16 protein-coding genes and 1 riboswitch are annotated in these 14,435 nt (G+C 60.4%); of the genes, 14 read left to right on the plus strand and 2 right to left on the minus strand.

Translation table 11 applies throughout. The features are described 5' to 3' along the window. Positions 1-6 precede the first annotated feature (6 nt). Positions 7-84: riboswitch (S-adenosyl-L-homocysteine riboswitch) on the minus strand. Positions 85-104: 20 nt separating this feature from the next. Both HYN24_RS00955 and metK read right to left on the minus strand, forming a co-directional pair. Next, positions 105-1,304 carry an HD-GYP domain-containing protein gene (locus tag HYN24_RS00955; protein WP_117607541.1) on the minus strand — a complete coding sequence of 400 codons (1,200 nt, stop codon included), beginning with the start codon at positions 1,302-1,304 and terminating at the stop codon, positions 105-107. A 130-nt stretch (positions 1,305-1,434) separates the two neighbouring features. Beyond that, positions 1,435-2,598, minus strand: coding sequence for a methionine adenosyltransferase (metK, locus tag HYN24_RS00960; protein ID WP_117607542.1), 1,164 nt, complete (start codon positions 2,596-2,598; stop codon positions 1,435-1,437). Between the two features lie 159 nt (positions 2,599-2,757). On the opposite strand from metK, the gene HYN24_RS00965 reads away from it, so the two are divergent. From HYN24_RS00965 to HYN24_RS01025, 14 genes are all read left to right on the plus strand, one after another. Beyond that, positions 2,758-3,600 (plus strand): lysophospholipid acyltransferase family protein, encoded by an 843-nt coding sequence (locus HYN24_RS00965; protein WP_117607543.1) that lies wholly within the window; start codon positions 2,758-2,760, stop codon positions 3,598-3,600. Positions 3,601-3,616: 16 nt separating this feature from the next. Then, positions 3,617-4,483, plus strand: a complete 867-nt coding sequence (locus HYN24_RS00970; protein WP_117607544.1) for a lysophospholipid acyltransferase family protein — start codon at positions 3,617-3,619, stop codon at positions 4,481-4,483. Further along, a complete protein-coding gene (locus tag HYN24_RS00975) occupies positions 4,480-4,983 on the plus strand; it encodes a GNAT family N-acetyltransferase (protein WP_117607545.1) in 504 nt (167 codons plus the stop codon). Before HYN24_RS00970 ends, HYN24_RS00975 begins: the two co-directional genes overlap by 4 nt. A 60-nt stretch (positions 4,984-5,043) precedes the next feature. After that, positions 5,044-5,874, plus strand: a complete 831-nt coding sequence (gene dapF, locus HYN24_RS00980) for a diaminopimelate epimerase (protein WP_117607546.1) — start codon at positions 5,044-5,046, stop codon at positions 5,872-5,874. Further along, complete coding sequence (locus HYN24_RS00985; protein WP_205421418.1) at positions 5,871-6,542, plus strand: DUF484 family protein; 672 nt, start codon at positions 5,871-5,873, stop codon at positions 6,540-6,542. Before dapF ends, HYN24_RS00985 begins: the two co-directional genes overlap by 4 nt. Further along, on the plus strand, positions 6,539-7,435 hold the full coding sequence (gene xerC / locus HYN24_RS00990) for a tyrosine recombinase XerC (protein WP_117607547.1): 897 nt from the start codon (positions 6,539-6,541) through the stop codon (positions 7,433-7,435). The genes HYN24_RS00985 and xerC overlap by 4 nt, the downstream gene beginning before the upstream one ends. A 117-nt stretch (positions 7,436-7,552) precedes the next feature. Beyond that, positions 7,553-7,711, plus strand: coding sequence for a hypothetical protein (locus tag HYN24_RS15735; RefSeq protein WP_162888560.1), 159 nt, complete (start codon positions 7,553-7,555; stop codon positions 7,709-7,711). 177 nt (positions 7,712-7,888) lie between these two features. Further along, entirely contained in the window at positions 7,889-9,079 is a 1,191-nt protein-coding gene (locus HYN24_RS00995; RefSeq protein WP_117607548.1) for a class I SAM-dependent rRNA methyltransferase, read from the plus strand. Positions 9,080-9,124: 45 nt separating this feature from the next. Beyond that, positions 9,125-9,409 carry a hypothetical protein gene (locus tag HYN24_RS01000; RefSeq protein ID WP_117607549.1) on the plus strand — a complete coding sequence of 95 codons (285 nt, stop codon included), beginning with the start codon at positions 9,125-9,127 and terminating at the stop codon, positions 9,407-9,409. A gap of 74 nt (positions 9,410-9,483) precedes the next feature. Continuing rightward, positions 9,484-10,824, plus strand: a complete 1,341-nt coding sequence (locus HYN24_RS01005) for a carbohydrate porin (protein WP_117607550.1) — start codon at positions 9,484-9,486, stop codon at positions 10,822-10,824. 9 nt (positions 10,825-10,833) lie between these two features. Beyond that, positions 10,834-11,730 carry a metal ABC transporter solute-binding protein, Zn/Mn family gene (locus HYN24_RS01010; protein WP_117607551.1) on the plus strand — a complete coding sequence of 299 codons (897 nt, stop codon included), beginning with the start codon at positions 10,834-10,836 and terminating at the stop codon, positions 11,728-11,730. Beyond that, complete coding sequence (locus HYN24_RS01015; RefSeq protein WP_240327702.1) at positions 11,727-12,305, plus strand: ATP-binding cassette domain-containing protein; 579 nt, start codon at positions 11,727-11,729, stop codon at positions 12,303-12,305. Before HYN24_RS01010 ends, HYN24_RS01015 begins: the two co-directional genes overlap by 4 nt. Continuing rightward, positions 12,295-13,059 carry a metal ABC transporter permease gene (locus HYN24_RS01020; protein ID WP_117607552.1) on the plus strand — a complete coding sequence of 255 codons (765 nt, stop codon included), beginning with the start codon at positions 12,295-12,297 and terminating at the stop codon, positions 13,057-13,059. Before HYN24_RS01015 ends, HYN24_RS01020 begins: the two co-directional genes overlap by 11 nt. A gap of 45 nt (positions 13,060-13,104) precedes the next feature. After that, positions 13,105-14,430 carry an STAS domain-containing protein gene (locus HYN24_RS01025; protein WP_117607553.1) on the plus strand — a complete coding sequence of 442 codons (1,326 nt, stop codon included), beginning with the start codon at positions 13,105-13,107 and terminating at the stop codon, positions 14,428-14,430. The last annotated feature ends 5 nt before the right edge of the window (positions 14,431-14,435 follow it).

Raw genomic sequence — 14,435 nt, forward strand, 5'->3', positions numbered from 1 at the left:
GGATTAAATGGGTGAGCGCAGTTTCAAACCGAGCCTGAGAGAGTGGTTTTTGACGACCAAGCCCCTGCAGCGCCCCTCGGTAGGTCGAGGATTATAAACCGATTTCAGATTTTTTCGCCGGCCCAGTAGCGATCGATATCCTTGATGCCCCATTTGCTGGCCTCCTCGCGGCCGGCAATTTTTTCGGCACTGCGGGCTATGTCGATCAGTTCGGGGTTGATGTAGGCCTGTGAGCGGGTCGAGAAGAAGACCTTGACCTTGGGTTTGAGCAGTGACTGCTCACCCTGTTCGACCACGACGCCCAGTTTGCCGGATTCGAGCCGGACCAGCGAGCCAACCGGGTAGATGCCGAGACTCTTGACGAAAGCCTGAAAGACCACCGGGTCGAAATGCCCCGTCCATTCGGCCATTCGCTTGATCGACTCGGCTGGGTCCCAGCCAGCCTTGTAGGGACGGTTCGAGGTAATCGCGTCATAGACGTCGCAAACGGCGCCCATCTTGGCAAACAGGCTCATGGTTTCACCATTGAGTCGCTTGGGGTAACCGCTGCCGTCGACTTTCTCGTGGTGGTGCAGACAGATATCCTTGACGATGTCGCTAATCCCTTTGCCTGCCAGCAACAGATTGTGCCCTTCTGCCGGATGGGTTTTGACCACCGCGAACTCGGCGTCGGTCAGCTTGCCCGGCTTGTTCAGGATGTCGGCGGGAATCATCGCCTTGCCCAGGTCGTGCAGCAGGCCGCCCATGCCGACTTCGCGGGTGGTTGGCTCGTCAAGCCCGAGTTTCCGGGAGAGTGCGATCATCAGTGCGCAGACGGCGACCGAATGCATGTAGGTGTAATCGTCGGCGGTTTTCAGCCGGGCCAGACTGATCAAGGCACCGGGGTTGCGCAGCACGGAATTTGAGATTTCCTCAACCAGCGGCGCTGCCGCATCGGCTTCGATGGCCTTGCCCATACGGGCTTCCTGGAACATCGAAACGACAGCTTCCTTGCCTCTGGCGCAAATTTTAGCGGCGCGTTTCAACTCGTTGTTGAAAGAGGCGCTTTCCTGAGCAACGGTGGGCTGTGGTTCGGGAATTTGCTCGGCGACCTCGATCTCCTGGGTGCAGGAGGCGGCAATGTCGAGACCTTTCGAGACATCAATCCACACCTCGGTGATTGGGCTTTGCCGGATCAATACGAGGTCATTCGGGTCGCTCAGGACGAATTTCGTCCGCCAGAACGGATGATCCAGCCATGCGCCGCAGAATGCCTGAAGGTGCATACCCAGGCCGAGTTGGTCCACCGGGATTCGTTTGAGCATATTTGCTAATTTTAGCGAAAAAAAGGGAAGCCGTGTGGCTTCCCTTTTGCTGGGTATCGCTGCTGCCTTACCAACCGGTGTCGCGGTTCAACGGTCCGTTCGGCACCTGGGGACGCTAATGTAAGTTGTCTTACAGGCCGGCGTCGTTACGCAGCACCGCTGCACGATCCGTCGTTTCCCAGCTGAATTCCGGCTCATCACGGCCAAAGTGACCATAGGCCGCAGTCTTCTGGTAAATCGGGCGAAGCAGGTCGAGCATGTTGACGATGCCTTTCGGGCGCAGGTCGAAATGCTTGCGGACGAGGCCGGTCAGGATTTCGTTGCTGACCTTGCCCGTGCCATAGGTCTCGACCATGATCGAGGTCGGCTCGGCGACGCCGATGGCGTAGGAAACCTGGACCAGGCAGCGCGAGGCGAGGCCGGCGGCGACAATGTTCTTGGCGACATAGCGGGTGGCGTAGGCGGCCGAGCGGTCGACCTTGGACGGATCCTTGCCGGAGAAGGCGCCACCACCGTGTGGCGCGGCGCCGCCGTAGGTGTCGACGATGATCTTGCGCCCGGTCAGGCCGCAGTCACCCTGCGGGCCGCCGACGACGAAGCGGCCGGTCGGGTTGACCAGGAATTTGATGTCGCCCTTGATCAGCTCTTTCGGCAGCACCGGCTTGATGATCTGTTCGATCGTCGCTTCGCGCAGATCATCGAGGCTGATGTCCGGCGAATGCTGGGTGGACAGCACGACGGTATCGATCGAATGCGGCTTGCCATCGACGTAACGGATGGTGACCTGCGACTTGGCGTCCGGGCGCGCCCAGGGCAGACGGCCGTCCTTGCGCAGCATGGCCTGACGTTCAACCAGACGATGCGAGAGGTAGATCGGCAGCGGCATCAGCGACGGCGTTTCGTCGCAGGCGTAGCCGAACATCAGGCCCTGGTCGCCGGCACCCTGGTTGAGGTTGTCGTCGTAGGCCTTGTCTACGCCCTGGGCGATGTCCGGGCTCTGCTTGTCGTAGGCGACGAGGACGGCGCAACCCTTGTAGTCGATACCGTAGTCGGTATTGTCGTAGCCGATGCGCTTGATGGTGTCGCGGGCGATCTGGATGTAATCGACGTTGGCGTTGGTGGTGATTTCACCGGCCAGTACGACGAGGCCGGTGTTGCACAGCGTTTCCGCCGCGACGCGGGAGTGCTTGTCCTGCGCCAGGATGGCGTCGAGGATGGCATCGGAAATCTGGTCGGAAACCTTGTCCGGATGGCCTTCGCCAACGGATTCGGAAGTGAAGAAATATTCGCTCATGCGAAGCTCCAGTGGTCCTTTGATCCGGCGCTACCAACCTCGGACCACGAGCAGGCGACGCTTTAGCAGAATTTATTAGTCGCCCCGCAAGTTGTCTGTTTAACTCGGCGAACGGATAATATTAAACTTTTCTCAGGGGGATTCAACCCCCGAGGCCTCATGGTTTTTATTTTTCGCCTACTTTCCCTGCTCCCTTTGCGTCTCCTGCATGCCCTCGGCAGCGGGCTCGGCCGCCTGACTTACTGGCTGTCGCCGACCTACCGTCGTCATCTGCAGGAAAACATCGCCCAGGCCGGGTTGCCCTCCACCTTGCGGGGGCGGGTGGCGGCTGAAACCGGCAAGCAGATGGTCGAACTGGCGCGCATCTGGATGCGGCCGCTTGAGGAAGCGATTCCGCTGGTCGCTGAAGTTGTCGGCTGGGAACACGTCGAGGCGGCGCAGCAGGCTGGCAAAGGGATCGTCTTTCTGACGCCGCATCTCGGCTGTTTCGAGATCACTGCGCAGTATCTGTCGTCGTTCGGTGATATCACCGTGCTCTATCGCGCTCCCAAGTCAGCCGTGGCCCAGGAACTCATCCTGACCGGCCGCAAGCGGGCGCAACTGCATCTGGCACCAGCCGATCTCTCTGGCGTGCGGGCACTGATCAAGGCTTTGAAGAAGGGTCAGATGGTCGGCATGCTGCCCGACCAGGCACCGAAGACCGGGGAGGGCGTCTGGCTCAAATTTTTCGGGCGGTATGCCTACACCATGACCCTGGCTGCCCGGCTTACCGAAACGGGTGCCGCCTCGCTGCTGACCTGGGGTGAGCGGCTGCCGGGCGGACGTGGCTACCGGGTTCATTTCGAACTGCCTCAGAAGCCGCTGGCCGGGTCTACGGTTGAGCGGGCACAGCAGATTAATGGCGAAATCGAGACGCTGATTCGTCAGTGCCCGACCCAGTACCTGTGGGGCTATAACCGCTATAAACGACCGACCGGTGCAGAACCGGCACCGGTGGAGTGATGCTGCTGTGAAGGTGATGCTTACCTATGTTCTGGTCGGGTTTCTGTGGTTGCTGCACTGGCTGCCACTGTCCGTCTTGCGCGCCCTCGGCTGGGGCTTGGGGCGCCTGCTCTATGCACTGGGTCGAGAGCGGCGCCAGGTCGCCCTGACTAACCTGCGCCTGTGTTTCCCCGAGCAGAGTGAAACGGCGCGGGAAGATCTGGCGCGCCGGCATTTTGTCGCATTCGCCCGTGCTGTGCTCGATCGCACCCTGGGTTGGTGGGCTTCGAAAGAACGGCTGCAGAGGATCATCCGCATCCACGGCGTCGAGCATCTGACCGATCCCGAAGGCCGGCCGGTGATCATGCTTTCCCCCCATTTCGTCGGTCTGGATGCCGGCGGTACGGCAATCTCGATGCATGTTGCCGGCTGCAGCGTATTCTCGAAGCAGAAAAATCCTGTCCTCAACCAGTTGCTCTATGATGGCCGGATGCGTTTTAACGAGGCGGTCCTGCTGTCGCGCCAGGATGGCATGCGCAAGATCGTCAAGGCGATGAAGGCCGGCCACCCCTTTTACTATTTGCCCGATATGGATTTTGGCCCCGAAGAGTCGATTTTTGTCCCCTTCTTCGGCGTTCAGGCGGCGACCATTCCCGCACTGTCGCGCATGACCCGGCTGACCGGGGCGCGCGTTGTGCCGGTAATTTGCCATCAGGTCTCGGACGGTTACGAGATCGAAGTCATGCCGCCCTGGGATAATTTCCCCGGCGAAAGCGTCGAAGCCGATACCGAATTCATGAACCAGTTTATTGAAAGCCAGGTCCTGCGCATGCCGGAGCAGTATTTCTGGCTGCACAAGCGTTTCAAAACCCGGCCCCCCGGAGAACAGAGGTTTTACAAATGAACAGCCTGAACATACAAATTCGTCCCGTGACGCCGCCCGATGTGCCGGCAATTTCGGCCCTCGCCCGCGAAATCTGGCAGGCCACCTACCCCGGCATCATCACTCAGGAACAGATCGATTTCATGCTCGAGCAGCGCTATGGGCATGAACGCCTGAACGACGATCTTGAAGATTCGAACAAATGGCTGGATCAGGCATTTTTTGGCGACCGTCGTGTCGGCTTTGCCTTCAGCGAAATTTACCGGGGTGAATTCAAGCTCGACAAGCTCTATATCCATCCCGACGTTCAGCGTCAGGGTGTGGGTGGTCAGCTGATCGCCCACGTTGCCGCACGGGCAAAAGCTGGAGGCTATCCCTGCGTAATTCTGGCGGTAAACAAGCGCAACGAAAAAGCTATCAATTCGTACAAGAAATACGGTTTTGTCGTGCGCGAAGCAATTGTCGACGACATCGGTCGCGGTTATGTGATGGATGATTTTGTGATGGAGAATAAGCTTTAAGACTTTGAGGTAACTATTTGTCTCTGTTATGCTTTTCAAAACAATTTCTTAGGGCGGCACGTGAAACTAAAATTTTCCAAGATGCATGGTCTGGGCAACGATTTCGTTGTCCTCGACGGAATTCGCCAGTCCCTGTCGCTGACGCCAGAGCAGTTATGCTATCTGGCTGACCGCCATTTCGGCGTCGGCTGCGACCAGATTCTGCTGGTTGAAAAGGCGACCCAGCCGGGCGTCGATTTTCGTTACCGGATTTTCAATGCCGATGGTGGCGAGGTCGAGCAGTGCGGTAACGGGGCCCGTTGTTTCGTGCGTTTCGTCCATGAGCAGGGGCTGACCGAGAAGCGCGAAATTCGCGTCGAAACCATGAAGGGCCTCATTTCGCCACGCCTCGAAGGTGATGGCAATGTGACCGTGGATATGGGCGTTCCCCGCTTCTTGCCGGCTGAAATCCCCTTTCTCGCCGATGATGACGTGATCGTCCACATGCTCGACGTGGCCGACGAAACCCTGGAAACCAGCGTCGTCTCGATGGGCAATCCGCATGCCGTGCAGGTGGTGGATTGCGTCGACGCGGCACCGGTTGACCAACATGGCCCCCTGATTGAAAGCCATCAGCGCTTCCCGCAGCGCGTCAATGCCGGCTTCATGCAAATTGTCGACCGGCATGCCATCAAACTGCGCGTCTATGAGCGGGGTGCCGGTGAAACCATGGCCTGCGGTACAGGAGCTTGCGCTGCCGTCGTTGCAGGCATTCGCCGCGGCCTCCTTGATTCGCCGGTGCGTGTCACGACGCGCGGCGGTGACCTGAATATTGCCTGGGGCGGCGCTGACCGGCCGGTCTTGATGACCGGGCCGGCAGTCACTGTCTTTTCTGGAGAAATCGAATTATGAGTGCCATGTTTCCGGAAGAAATTGCTGATTACCTGAAAAACAATCCGGGCTTTTTCGAGCAGTACGCCGATCTCATGGCGCAGATTTTCGTGCCCCATCCGCACGGCGGGCGCACCGTCTCGCTGGCCGAGCGCCAGATGCTGACGCTGCGCGACAAGAATCGGGCGACCGAGAGCAAGCTGGCCGAGCTGATTTCCTTCGGCGAGGAAAATGACCAGATCAGCGAGAAGGTGCACCGACTCTCCGTCGCCCTGATCGCTGCCGAGACATTCCAGGCGGTCATTCATCTGCTCAATTTTCACCTGCGCGATGACTTTTCCGTTCCGCACGTCGCCCTGCGCCTGTGGGACAAGCCGGCCGAGATCGAAGACCTGCCGGAGTTCGCGGCGGTTAGCGAAGAGTTGCAGGTATTCGCTGAAACCCTGGCTCGCCCCTACTGCGGCTCGACGGCCGGATTTGGCACAACCTCGTGGTTTGGCGAGGCGGCATCGCACATTCGTTCGCAAGCCCTTATCGCCTTGCGCAACGGTGGCGGCACGATCGGCATGATCGCCCTGGGCAGCGAGGAAGCGCAGCGTTTCTACGCCGACATGGGGACGCTCTATCTCGAGCGCCTTGGCGAAATGGTCTCCGCTGCCCTGGCCAGAGTGACCAAGAGCGTGCTGTGACCCCCGGTGTTGCGGTTGATACGTGGCTGGCCGAACTTTCGGATCAGCGACGGCTGTCGCCGCACACCGTCTCAAATTATCGGCGCGATCTGCAAAAGCTTCAGGTGGCGATGGGTGAGACGTCATTGGCCAGCGTGCAGGTGCACCATGTTCGGCGGTATATCGCTCAATTTCATGGTCAGGGACTTGGCGGCCGTTCTTTGGCGCGGACCCTGTCGGCCTGGCGCGGTTTCTTCGCCTGGCTCGGTGAGCGTGGTCTGGTCCAGGCCAATCCTTGCGACGGTATCCGGCCGCCAAAATCCCCCCGCCTTCTCCCCAAGGCGCTCTCCGTAGACGAAACGGCTCGTCTCCTGGCGCCCTTCGAGGACGATGATCCGGTGCAGGGGGCGCGCGACCTGGCCATGTTCGAGTTGTTCTACTCCTCGGGTTTGCGGCTCGCCGAGCTGGTTTCGCTTGATTGTGATGTTCTCGACAGCGTCGCCCATGAAGGTGAAATCCGGGTGCTCGGCAAGCGCAGCAAGCTGCGTCTGGTCCCTGTCGGCAGCAAGGCGCGGGAGGCTCTTGCCACATGGTCGGCGGTACGTGATGGTCTGGCCCGCCCAGGCGAGCAGGCCTTGTTTGTCGGCCAGCGGGGCGGGCGCATCAGTCCGCGCCTGGTCGAAGCCCGGCTGACCAGGCGGGCCATCCAGATGGGCTTGCCAACCCATGTCCATCCACACATGCTGCGCCATTCCTTCGCCTCGCATGTTCTCCAGTCTTCGGGCGATCTGCGGGCGGTCCAGGAGATGCTGGGTCATGCCAGCGTTGCGTCGACCCAGGTCTATACGCACCTGGATTTTCAGCACCTGGCCAAGGTGTACGATTCGGCCCATCCCCGCGCCAAATCGAAATAACCTGGCGGGACGTGGCTGATCCGGAAAATTGGCGAAAAATCAAGGCTTCGTTGACGATTCCGCTGCGGGGCGCTATCCTCTACGGTTTCGCAAATTCGCTGTATTCAAGGAGTTTTCATGGCTGCCACCATCAACCGTACCCGTCGTTCCTCCCTGGAGCGCCGTTGCGTTTCCAAGTCTACCAAGCGCCTGTTCAAGGGCATGAGCAAGACCATGTTCAAGGTCATGTACGGTGCCGAATGCCATCAGCGCAACCGCAAGGCTCTGGGCGCTTAATTTCCCTCCTGTTCCAGGCATGACTTTGTCGACGCTGTCTTGCCGTGCTGTGTGCACTGCCTGCGGCTTGTCTTCGCGTCACGCTTGATCCGGGCACGGAATAGCCGGTAAAAGAATTCCCGAGCCCCGGTTGCCGCAAGGTAACCGGGGCTTCTTGCTTTTTAGTTCAGGAAAAACATGGCTCAGCTGATTCTGCTTCCGGGCAAGGAACGTTCGGCGTTCAAGCATCACCCGTGGTTGTTCGCCGGCTCCGTCGGCCGTCTTGAAGGCCGGGCCCGGCCGGGCGATACGGTCGAAGTGCTGGCTGACAACCTGCGCCCACTCGGCCGCGCGGCCTACAGTCCGAAGTCGCAGATTCGCGCCCGCTTCTGGACCTTTGATGCTGACGAGTCGATCGATGATGCCTTCTTCAAGCGTCGCATCGCGGCGGCCGTCGCTCTTCGTCAGGCACTGCCTGAACTGCGCGGCCAGCAGGGCTTGCGCCTCATCCATGCCGAATCTGATGGCCTGCCCGGCGTCATTGCCGACCAGTACGGCGATACCGTCGTCGTTCAGCTGACCTCGGCCGGTGCCGACAAGTGGCGGAGTGCCATTGTCGCCGGCCTGGTCAAGGAGACGGGATGTGCCCGTGTCTACGAGCGCTCCGATTCCGATGTCCGCGGTCTTGAAGGCCTCGGTCCGACGACCGGATGGCTGCATGGCGAGGCACCGGCGACGCCGTTGGCCATTGATGAAAATGGTGTCCGGCTGGCGATTGATATTGCCGGTGGCCACAAGACCGGCTTTTACCTCGATCAGCGTGAGAATCGTAGCTTGCTCGGCCAGTTGTCGACCGGCAAGGATGTCCTCAACTGTTTCTGCTATACCGCCGGTTTTTCGCTGCAGGCACTGGCCGGCGGTGCGGCCAGCGTACTGTCCATCGATTCGTCCGGCCCGGCATTGGCCCAAGCTCAGGCCAATCTGGCGCTGAATCCGACATTGCCGGCTGACCGCGCACAATGGCAGGAGGCCGATGTTTTCCAGGCGCTGCGCGATTTTCGCAAAGCGGGCCGGTTGTTTGACGTGATCGTCCTTGATCCGCCCAAATTTGCGCCCTCGGCGGCCCATGCCGACCGTGCCGCCAAGGCCTACAAGGATATCAATATCCTCGGTTTCCGCTTGCTCAGACCGGGCGGTTTCCTGATGACCTATTCGTGTTCCGGCGGCGTTGGGCTCGAAATGTTCCAGAAGATCATTGCCGATTCGGCGCTCGATGCTGGGCGTAGTGCGCGTATCGTCCGTCGCTTGTCGGGGGCGGCCGATCATCCGGTGGCACTGAACTTTCCGGAAGGTGAGTATCTCAAAGGCTTGCTGGTTCAGGCTGACTGAACCAGCGCCCCTTCCATCGCCACGGATGCCCGCTGATAGATTGAAATGATGCTTCAGTTGCGTCACCTAATTCTTGTTGCCGTACTTCTCTTCGCCCAACTGGCGGCGGAGGCGCATGCGCTCGAGCATGCAGCAGGTAACGAGGATGGCTTGCCGACGCACGCCTGCGAGCTTTGTCTGGCAGCGCACGATCTGGGGGCGGCGCTGCCGTCACTGGCCGTATTGCCCCCGCTGCCGCATTTCACGTTTGTTCCCGCAGTATTTGCGGCGCATGGCCGCTGCGCTTTGCCGGCGCCGCTGGCCAGCCAGCGCGGCCCCCCGTTGTCCTGAAAATTGCCCGTTCTTGACGGTCGGCTGAGGCATCCGTGCCGAGGCCGCTTTCGACGTATTTTCAGGAAAATTCCATGCAAAAATCTATTGCCATGGCGGCCTTGATGGTCGCCTCGTTCGGCGTTAACGCCGCTTCAGATGCCGATTTGGCGGCGATTCGCGCCCAGGTCGACGAGATGAAAAAAAACTACGAGCAGCGCATTGCGGCACTCGAACAGAAGGTGGCCCAGGCTGAATCTCAGGCCAAATCCGGGCAATCGGTGCCGGTACCTGCTCCGGTGGAAAGTCGCCAGTCCGCGACCAGCGCCAACGCCTTCAATCCCGAAATTTCCCTGATCCTCCAAGGGCAGTACCGCAACGCTAAAAACGTTCCGGGGCGTGGCATTACCGGGTTTGTATCGGGCGGCGACGGGCTCAACACCCGCGGCTTCTCGGTCGACGAAACGGAGTTGGTGCTGGCCGCCAATATCGATCCCTACTGGCGCGGTCAGGTCATCGTGGCGATGGCCGACGGGCAGGCCAGTATCGAGGAGGCGTGGTTCAAGTCGCTGGCCATTGGCCAGGGTGTCGGCCTGAAAGTCGGGCGTTTCCGCTCCGGCATCGGTTATCTCAATGAGCAACACCCGCACATGTGGGATTTTTCCGATGCGCCACTGATGTATCAGACGATGTTCGGCGAGGGCGCCAGCTATGTGCAGGATGGCGTGCAGCTCAAGTGGCTGGCGCCGACTTCGTTGTTTGTCGAAGTCGGCGCTGAAGTCGGTCGCGGCGCCAATTTTCCGGGGACTGATCGGAACAACAACGGAACCGGTGGTGGCACGCTGCACGTGCATGTCGGCGATGATGTTGGCGTTTCCAACAGCTGGCGGGCCGGAGCGTCCTGGCTGAAAACGCGGGCCAGCGAGCGGAGCTCGGAATTTGTCGAGATCGGGGGGGCGGTAGCGCAGGGTGCTTTCAACGGAGATTCGACGACCTGGCTGGCCGATTTTGTCTGGAAATGGGCGCCGAACGGCAATCCGAAATATCAGAATTTCAAGTTCCAGAGCGAGTATTTTGTCCGCGAGGAAAAAGGTGGGCTGAGTTGTGTCGGTGCGTGCGTCGATAGCAGCTACAAAACCAACCAGTCCGGCTGGTACGCCCAGGGCGTCTACCAGTTCACGCCGCAATGGCGCGCCGGCCTGCGTTACGAGCAGCTCGACAGCGGTACGCGCGATTTTGGTACCAACGCTGCCAATCTCGTCGTCGACAGCTACCGGCCGAAGAAAGCATCGGCGATGATCGATTACAGCTGGAGCGAGTTTTCGCGGGTTCGTCTTCAGTTGGCGCAGGACAGGTCAATGTCAGGTATCACCGACAATCAACTGACCATCCAGTACGTCATGAGCCTGGGTGCACACGGCGCCCACAAGTTCTAGGAGGGGACAATGAATCGTCATGTTTTTGTTTGTTGTCTCGGGCTGGCGGTGGGTTCGGCTCAGGCCGATCTCAAAATCTTTGCCACAGTGCCGGAATGGGGGGCGCTGGCTCAGGAAATCGGCGGCAGCAAGGTCAAGGTCTATAGCGCCACCAACGCCTTTCAGGACCCGCATCGCATCGAAGCCAAGCCATCATTGCTGGCTCAGGCCCGGCAGGCCAATCTGGTGGTGGCCGCCGGTGCTGATCTGGAAGTTGGCTGGTTGCCACTGGTTTTGAGGGATTCCGGGAATGCAGCCATCCAGGTCGGTCGGCCGGGGTATTTCGAGGCAGCAAACGTTGTCAATCGACTCGAGGTTCCAGCGACAATCGATCGCGCCCATGGTGACGTCCACGCTGCCGGCAATCCCCACACCCACCTCGATCCGCGCAATGTCCTCAAGGTTGGCGAGGCGCTGACGGCCCGGATGGTCGAACTCGATGCCGCCAACGCGGCTGGCTATCAGGCTGGTTTCCAGAACTTTGCCAGCAAATGGCAGGTGGCGATGAGCCGCTGGCAGAAAGATGCTGCACCGCTGCGGGGTATGCCGGTGCTCGTTCATCATGCATCCTTTGTTTATCTCCTCAACTGGCTGGGTATGAGGGAAACAGGAACGCTCGAGCCGAAGCCCGGTATCGAGCCGACCAGCGGTCATCTGACCGGTCTCCTTGCGCGGCAGCAGACGGCACCGGCCAAAATGGTGTTGCGCGCCGCTTACCAGCAGGACGGGCCAAGCCTTTGGATGGCGGGCAAGGCGGGTATGCCGGCCGTCCTGCTGCCCTATACGATTGGTGGCACACCGGAGGCGAAGGACTTGTTCGGTCTTTTTGACGATACGGTCGAACGTTTGTTGAAAGGTATGCGGTGAGTATTCTCTTGCGGGCCGAAAAACTCGTGGCCGGGTGGCAGCAGCCGGCTACCCGGCCTTTCGACTTGTGCCTTGAGGCCGGCGAAGTGCTTGGGCTGACCGGTCCGAACGGGGTTGGTAAAAGTACCCTGCTGGCCGCCTTTGCGGGCAAAGCCAGGGTCTTTTCCGGGCGTTTCGAGCTGTCTCCCGGCATCCGCCTGGCCTTGCAGGCCCAGGATGTGCCGCCGGTGGTCGGGCTGCCCTTGTCCGGTCGCGAGCTTCTGGCCCTGACCGGCGCTACCGCCGATGGTCTGCCCTCCTGGTTGGCCGGTCGCCTCGATTGCCGGCTCGACCGGCTATCGGGCGGCCAGCGTCACTACCTGACGCTGTGGGCGGTCCTTCAGGCACCTGCCGACCTCATTCTGCTCGATGAGCCGACCAATAATCTGGATGCTGCCGGGGTCAGCCATCTGACCGCCCATCTGCGCGACCGGGCGGCGGCCGGGGTGGGTCTTTTGGTGGTTAGTCATGATGCCGAATTTGTCGCCGCCGTTTGCGATCGGGTAATCGTTCTGGAGGAGGCGCATGTCGGCTGACCTTTTTCTCGTGCCGTTTCTGACCGGCCTGGCTTTCGCGATCCTCCTGCCGGTGCTTGGCAGTTACCTGCGCTTGCGGGACCAATGGCTGGCTGCCCTGGCTTATTCCCATGTTGCTGCGGCCGGCGCATTGCTGGCCTTACTTGCCGGGCTGCCGCCTTTGCTCGGCGGACTTTCCGTCGCAGCACTGGCTGGCGGCGGTCGGCACTGGTTTGCCCGGCGTTTGCCCGGCCGGGCCGGTGATGCCCTGTTGTTGCTCGGCGGCTGGGCCGGGGCTGTGTTGCTGGCGGCCAACGCCCCGATGGCCGAGCGCCTCGGCCATGCGCTGTTTGACGGCCAACTGTATTTTGCCAGCAGCGAGCAACTATGGCCGGTCGCAGGAGCTGTCGTTTTTGCCTTGTTTGTCATGCGAACCCTGTCTTCCCGCCTGTTGCTGGCGCGCGTCTATCCCGACATTTTCCGTTTGCGCGGTTTGCCTGTCTGGCCGGTCGAGGTTGGTTTTGATCTGCTGGCTGCCGTTGGCCTTGCCCTGGCCACCATGAGTATCGGTGTCATGGGCGCCTTCGCCCTGATCTTTGTGCCGCCCTGGCTGGCCTTCCGGCGCGCAGCCAATTGGCGTGCCGGCCTCGGTTGGGCGCTGGGTATCGGCGTTCTGGCCTATGTCTCCGCCTTCATTCTGGCGCTTGCTCTGGATCAGCCGTTTGGTCCTGTCTTGGCGCTCCTGTTGGTTCTCGCCGGTTTGCTCGTTGCATGAAGTCCGAGGCCGTGCTAAAACTACTGTCCCGCAGGCGGAGTAACCATGGTTTTTTCCTTTTTCAAGAAGCAGGACAAGAAGATGCCGGAACGACCGGCAGCTCGTCCGCGTGCACCGGAGCCGCAGTCCGTATTGCCAGCCCCGGAGGCGGCGCCGGCTGAAGAACAGGCCAAAGCCCGCCCGGAACCGCTACCAGATCTCGAGTTTACCCCGGCAAAATCGAGCAAGTCCTCTGCCACCGCCCGTCGGGGAGCCGAGGCATCGACCCCGTTGGCGGGTCAGGCCTTGCCCAAACAAACACCCCTGACCGCCGATTCAGGCTTCACCATCGACGATTTCGACAGCGATGACTTCACCGAGTCGAGCGTCATGGGGGTTGACGTCAATCATGACGACGATCCCCTGCAAGCCTGTGTCGAGCAGGTTGTCGTGCTTTACGCCAATGGCCAGGATGGCGCAGCACGCTCGCTGCTGGAAACCTTTGTCCGTTCCTACCACGGTAGCGAAGGACGCCGCTTCTGGATTCTGCTCTTTGATCTGTTGCAGGCGACCGGCGAACGGGCTGCGTTCGAACGGCTGGGTGCCGAGTACGCCGAGGCCTGCGAAATGTCGCCGCCGACCTGGACGCGTGCCTTGCCTGTGGCGAAGGTGGCTACGGGTGCAACGGGGCCGCAAAAGGTATTCCTGCAGGGCGTGCTGACCTCGGAAGGCGCCTTGCCGGTCACCGAACTGCTCAGGCTGATCGACAAAAAGGAACAGGTCACGGTTGATTGCACCAAGCTGGTCGGTTGCGATGATGAAGTGGCCGGACAACTGGCTGACATGCTCAGCCGGGCGCGCAAGAGCCGTCTGTCGGTGACGCTTTGCGGTACCGATGTTTTCGTCGATCGGTTGAATAGCCGCCTGGTTTCTGGCGACGCTGCGCACGAGCCATCCTGGCGTCTGCTGCTGGAGTTGTTGCAGCGGAATGGAACACAGGAGGCTTTCGAGGAGCGCGCTGTCGATTACGCCATTACCTTCGAGTTGTCGCCGCCATCCTGGGAGCCGCGATCCGCCGGCGACTTGTCTGCTGCGGCTTTGGCTTGTGCCGTTGAACCAAGGGATGGTGCCTACTACTTGTCCGGTGAACTCAAAGGATGCCGCTTTGAGGAGTTGACTGCCGTGATCGAGGCGACCGAGCATCCGGTCCTTGATTTCTCCGGTGTTCGCCGGCTCGATTTCGTATCGGCCGGGCAACTGGTTAATCGTCTTGCACCCTACAAGGCGGCTGGACGCGACATCATTATCCGCAGCCCGAATCATCTGGTCGCCGAGTTGATGGCCGTGGTCGGCCTCAACAAGCAGGCGCGCATTCTCGTTCCCAAGTTTTAAGGTAA

Source organism: Dechloromonas sp. HYN0024 (genome assembly GCF_003441615.1).
Lineage (GTDB): Bacteria > Pseudomonadota > Gammaproteobacteria > Burkholderiales > Rhodocyclaceae > Azonexus.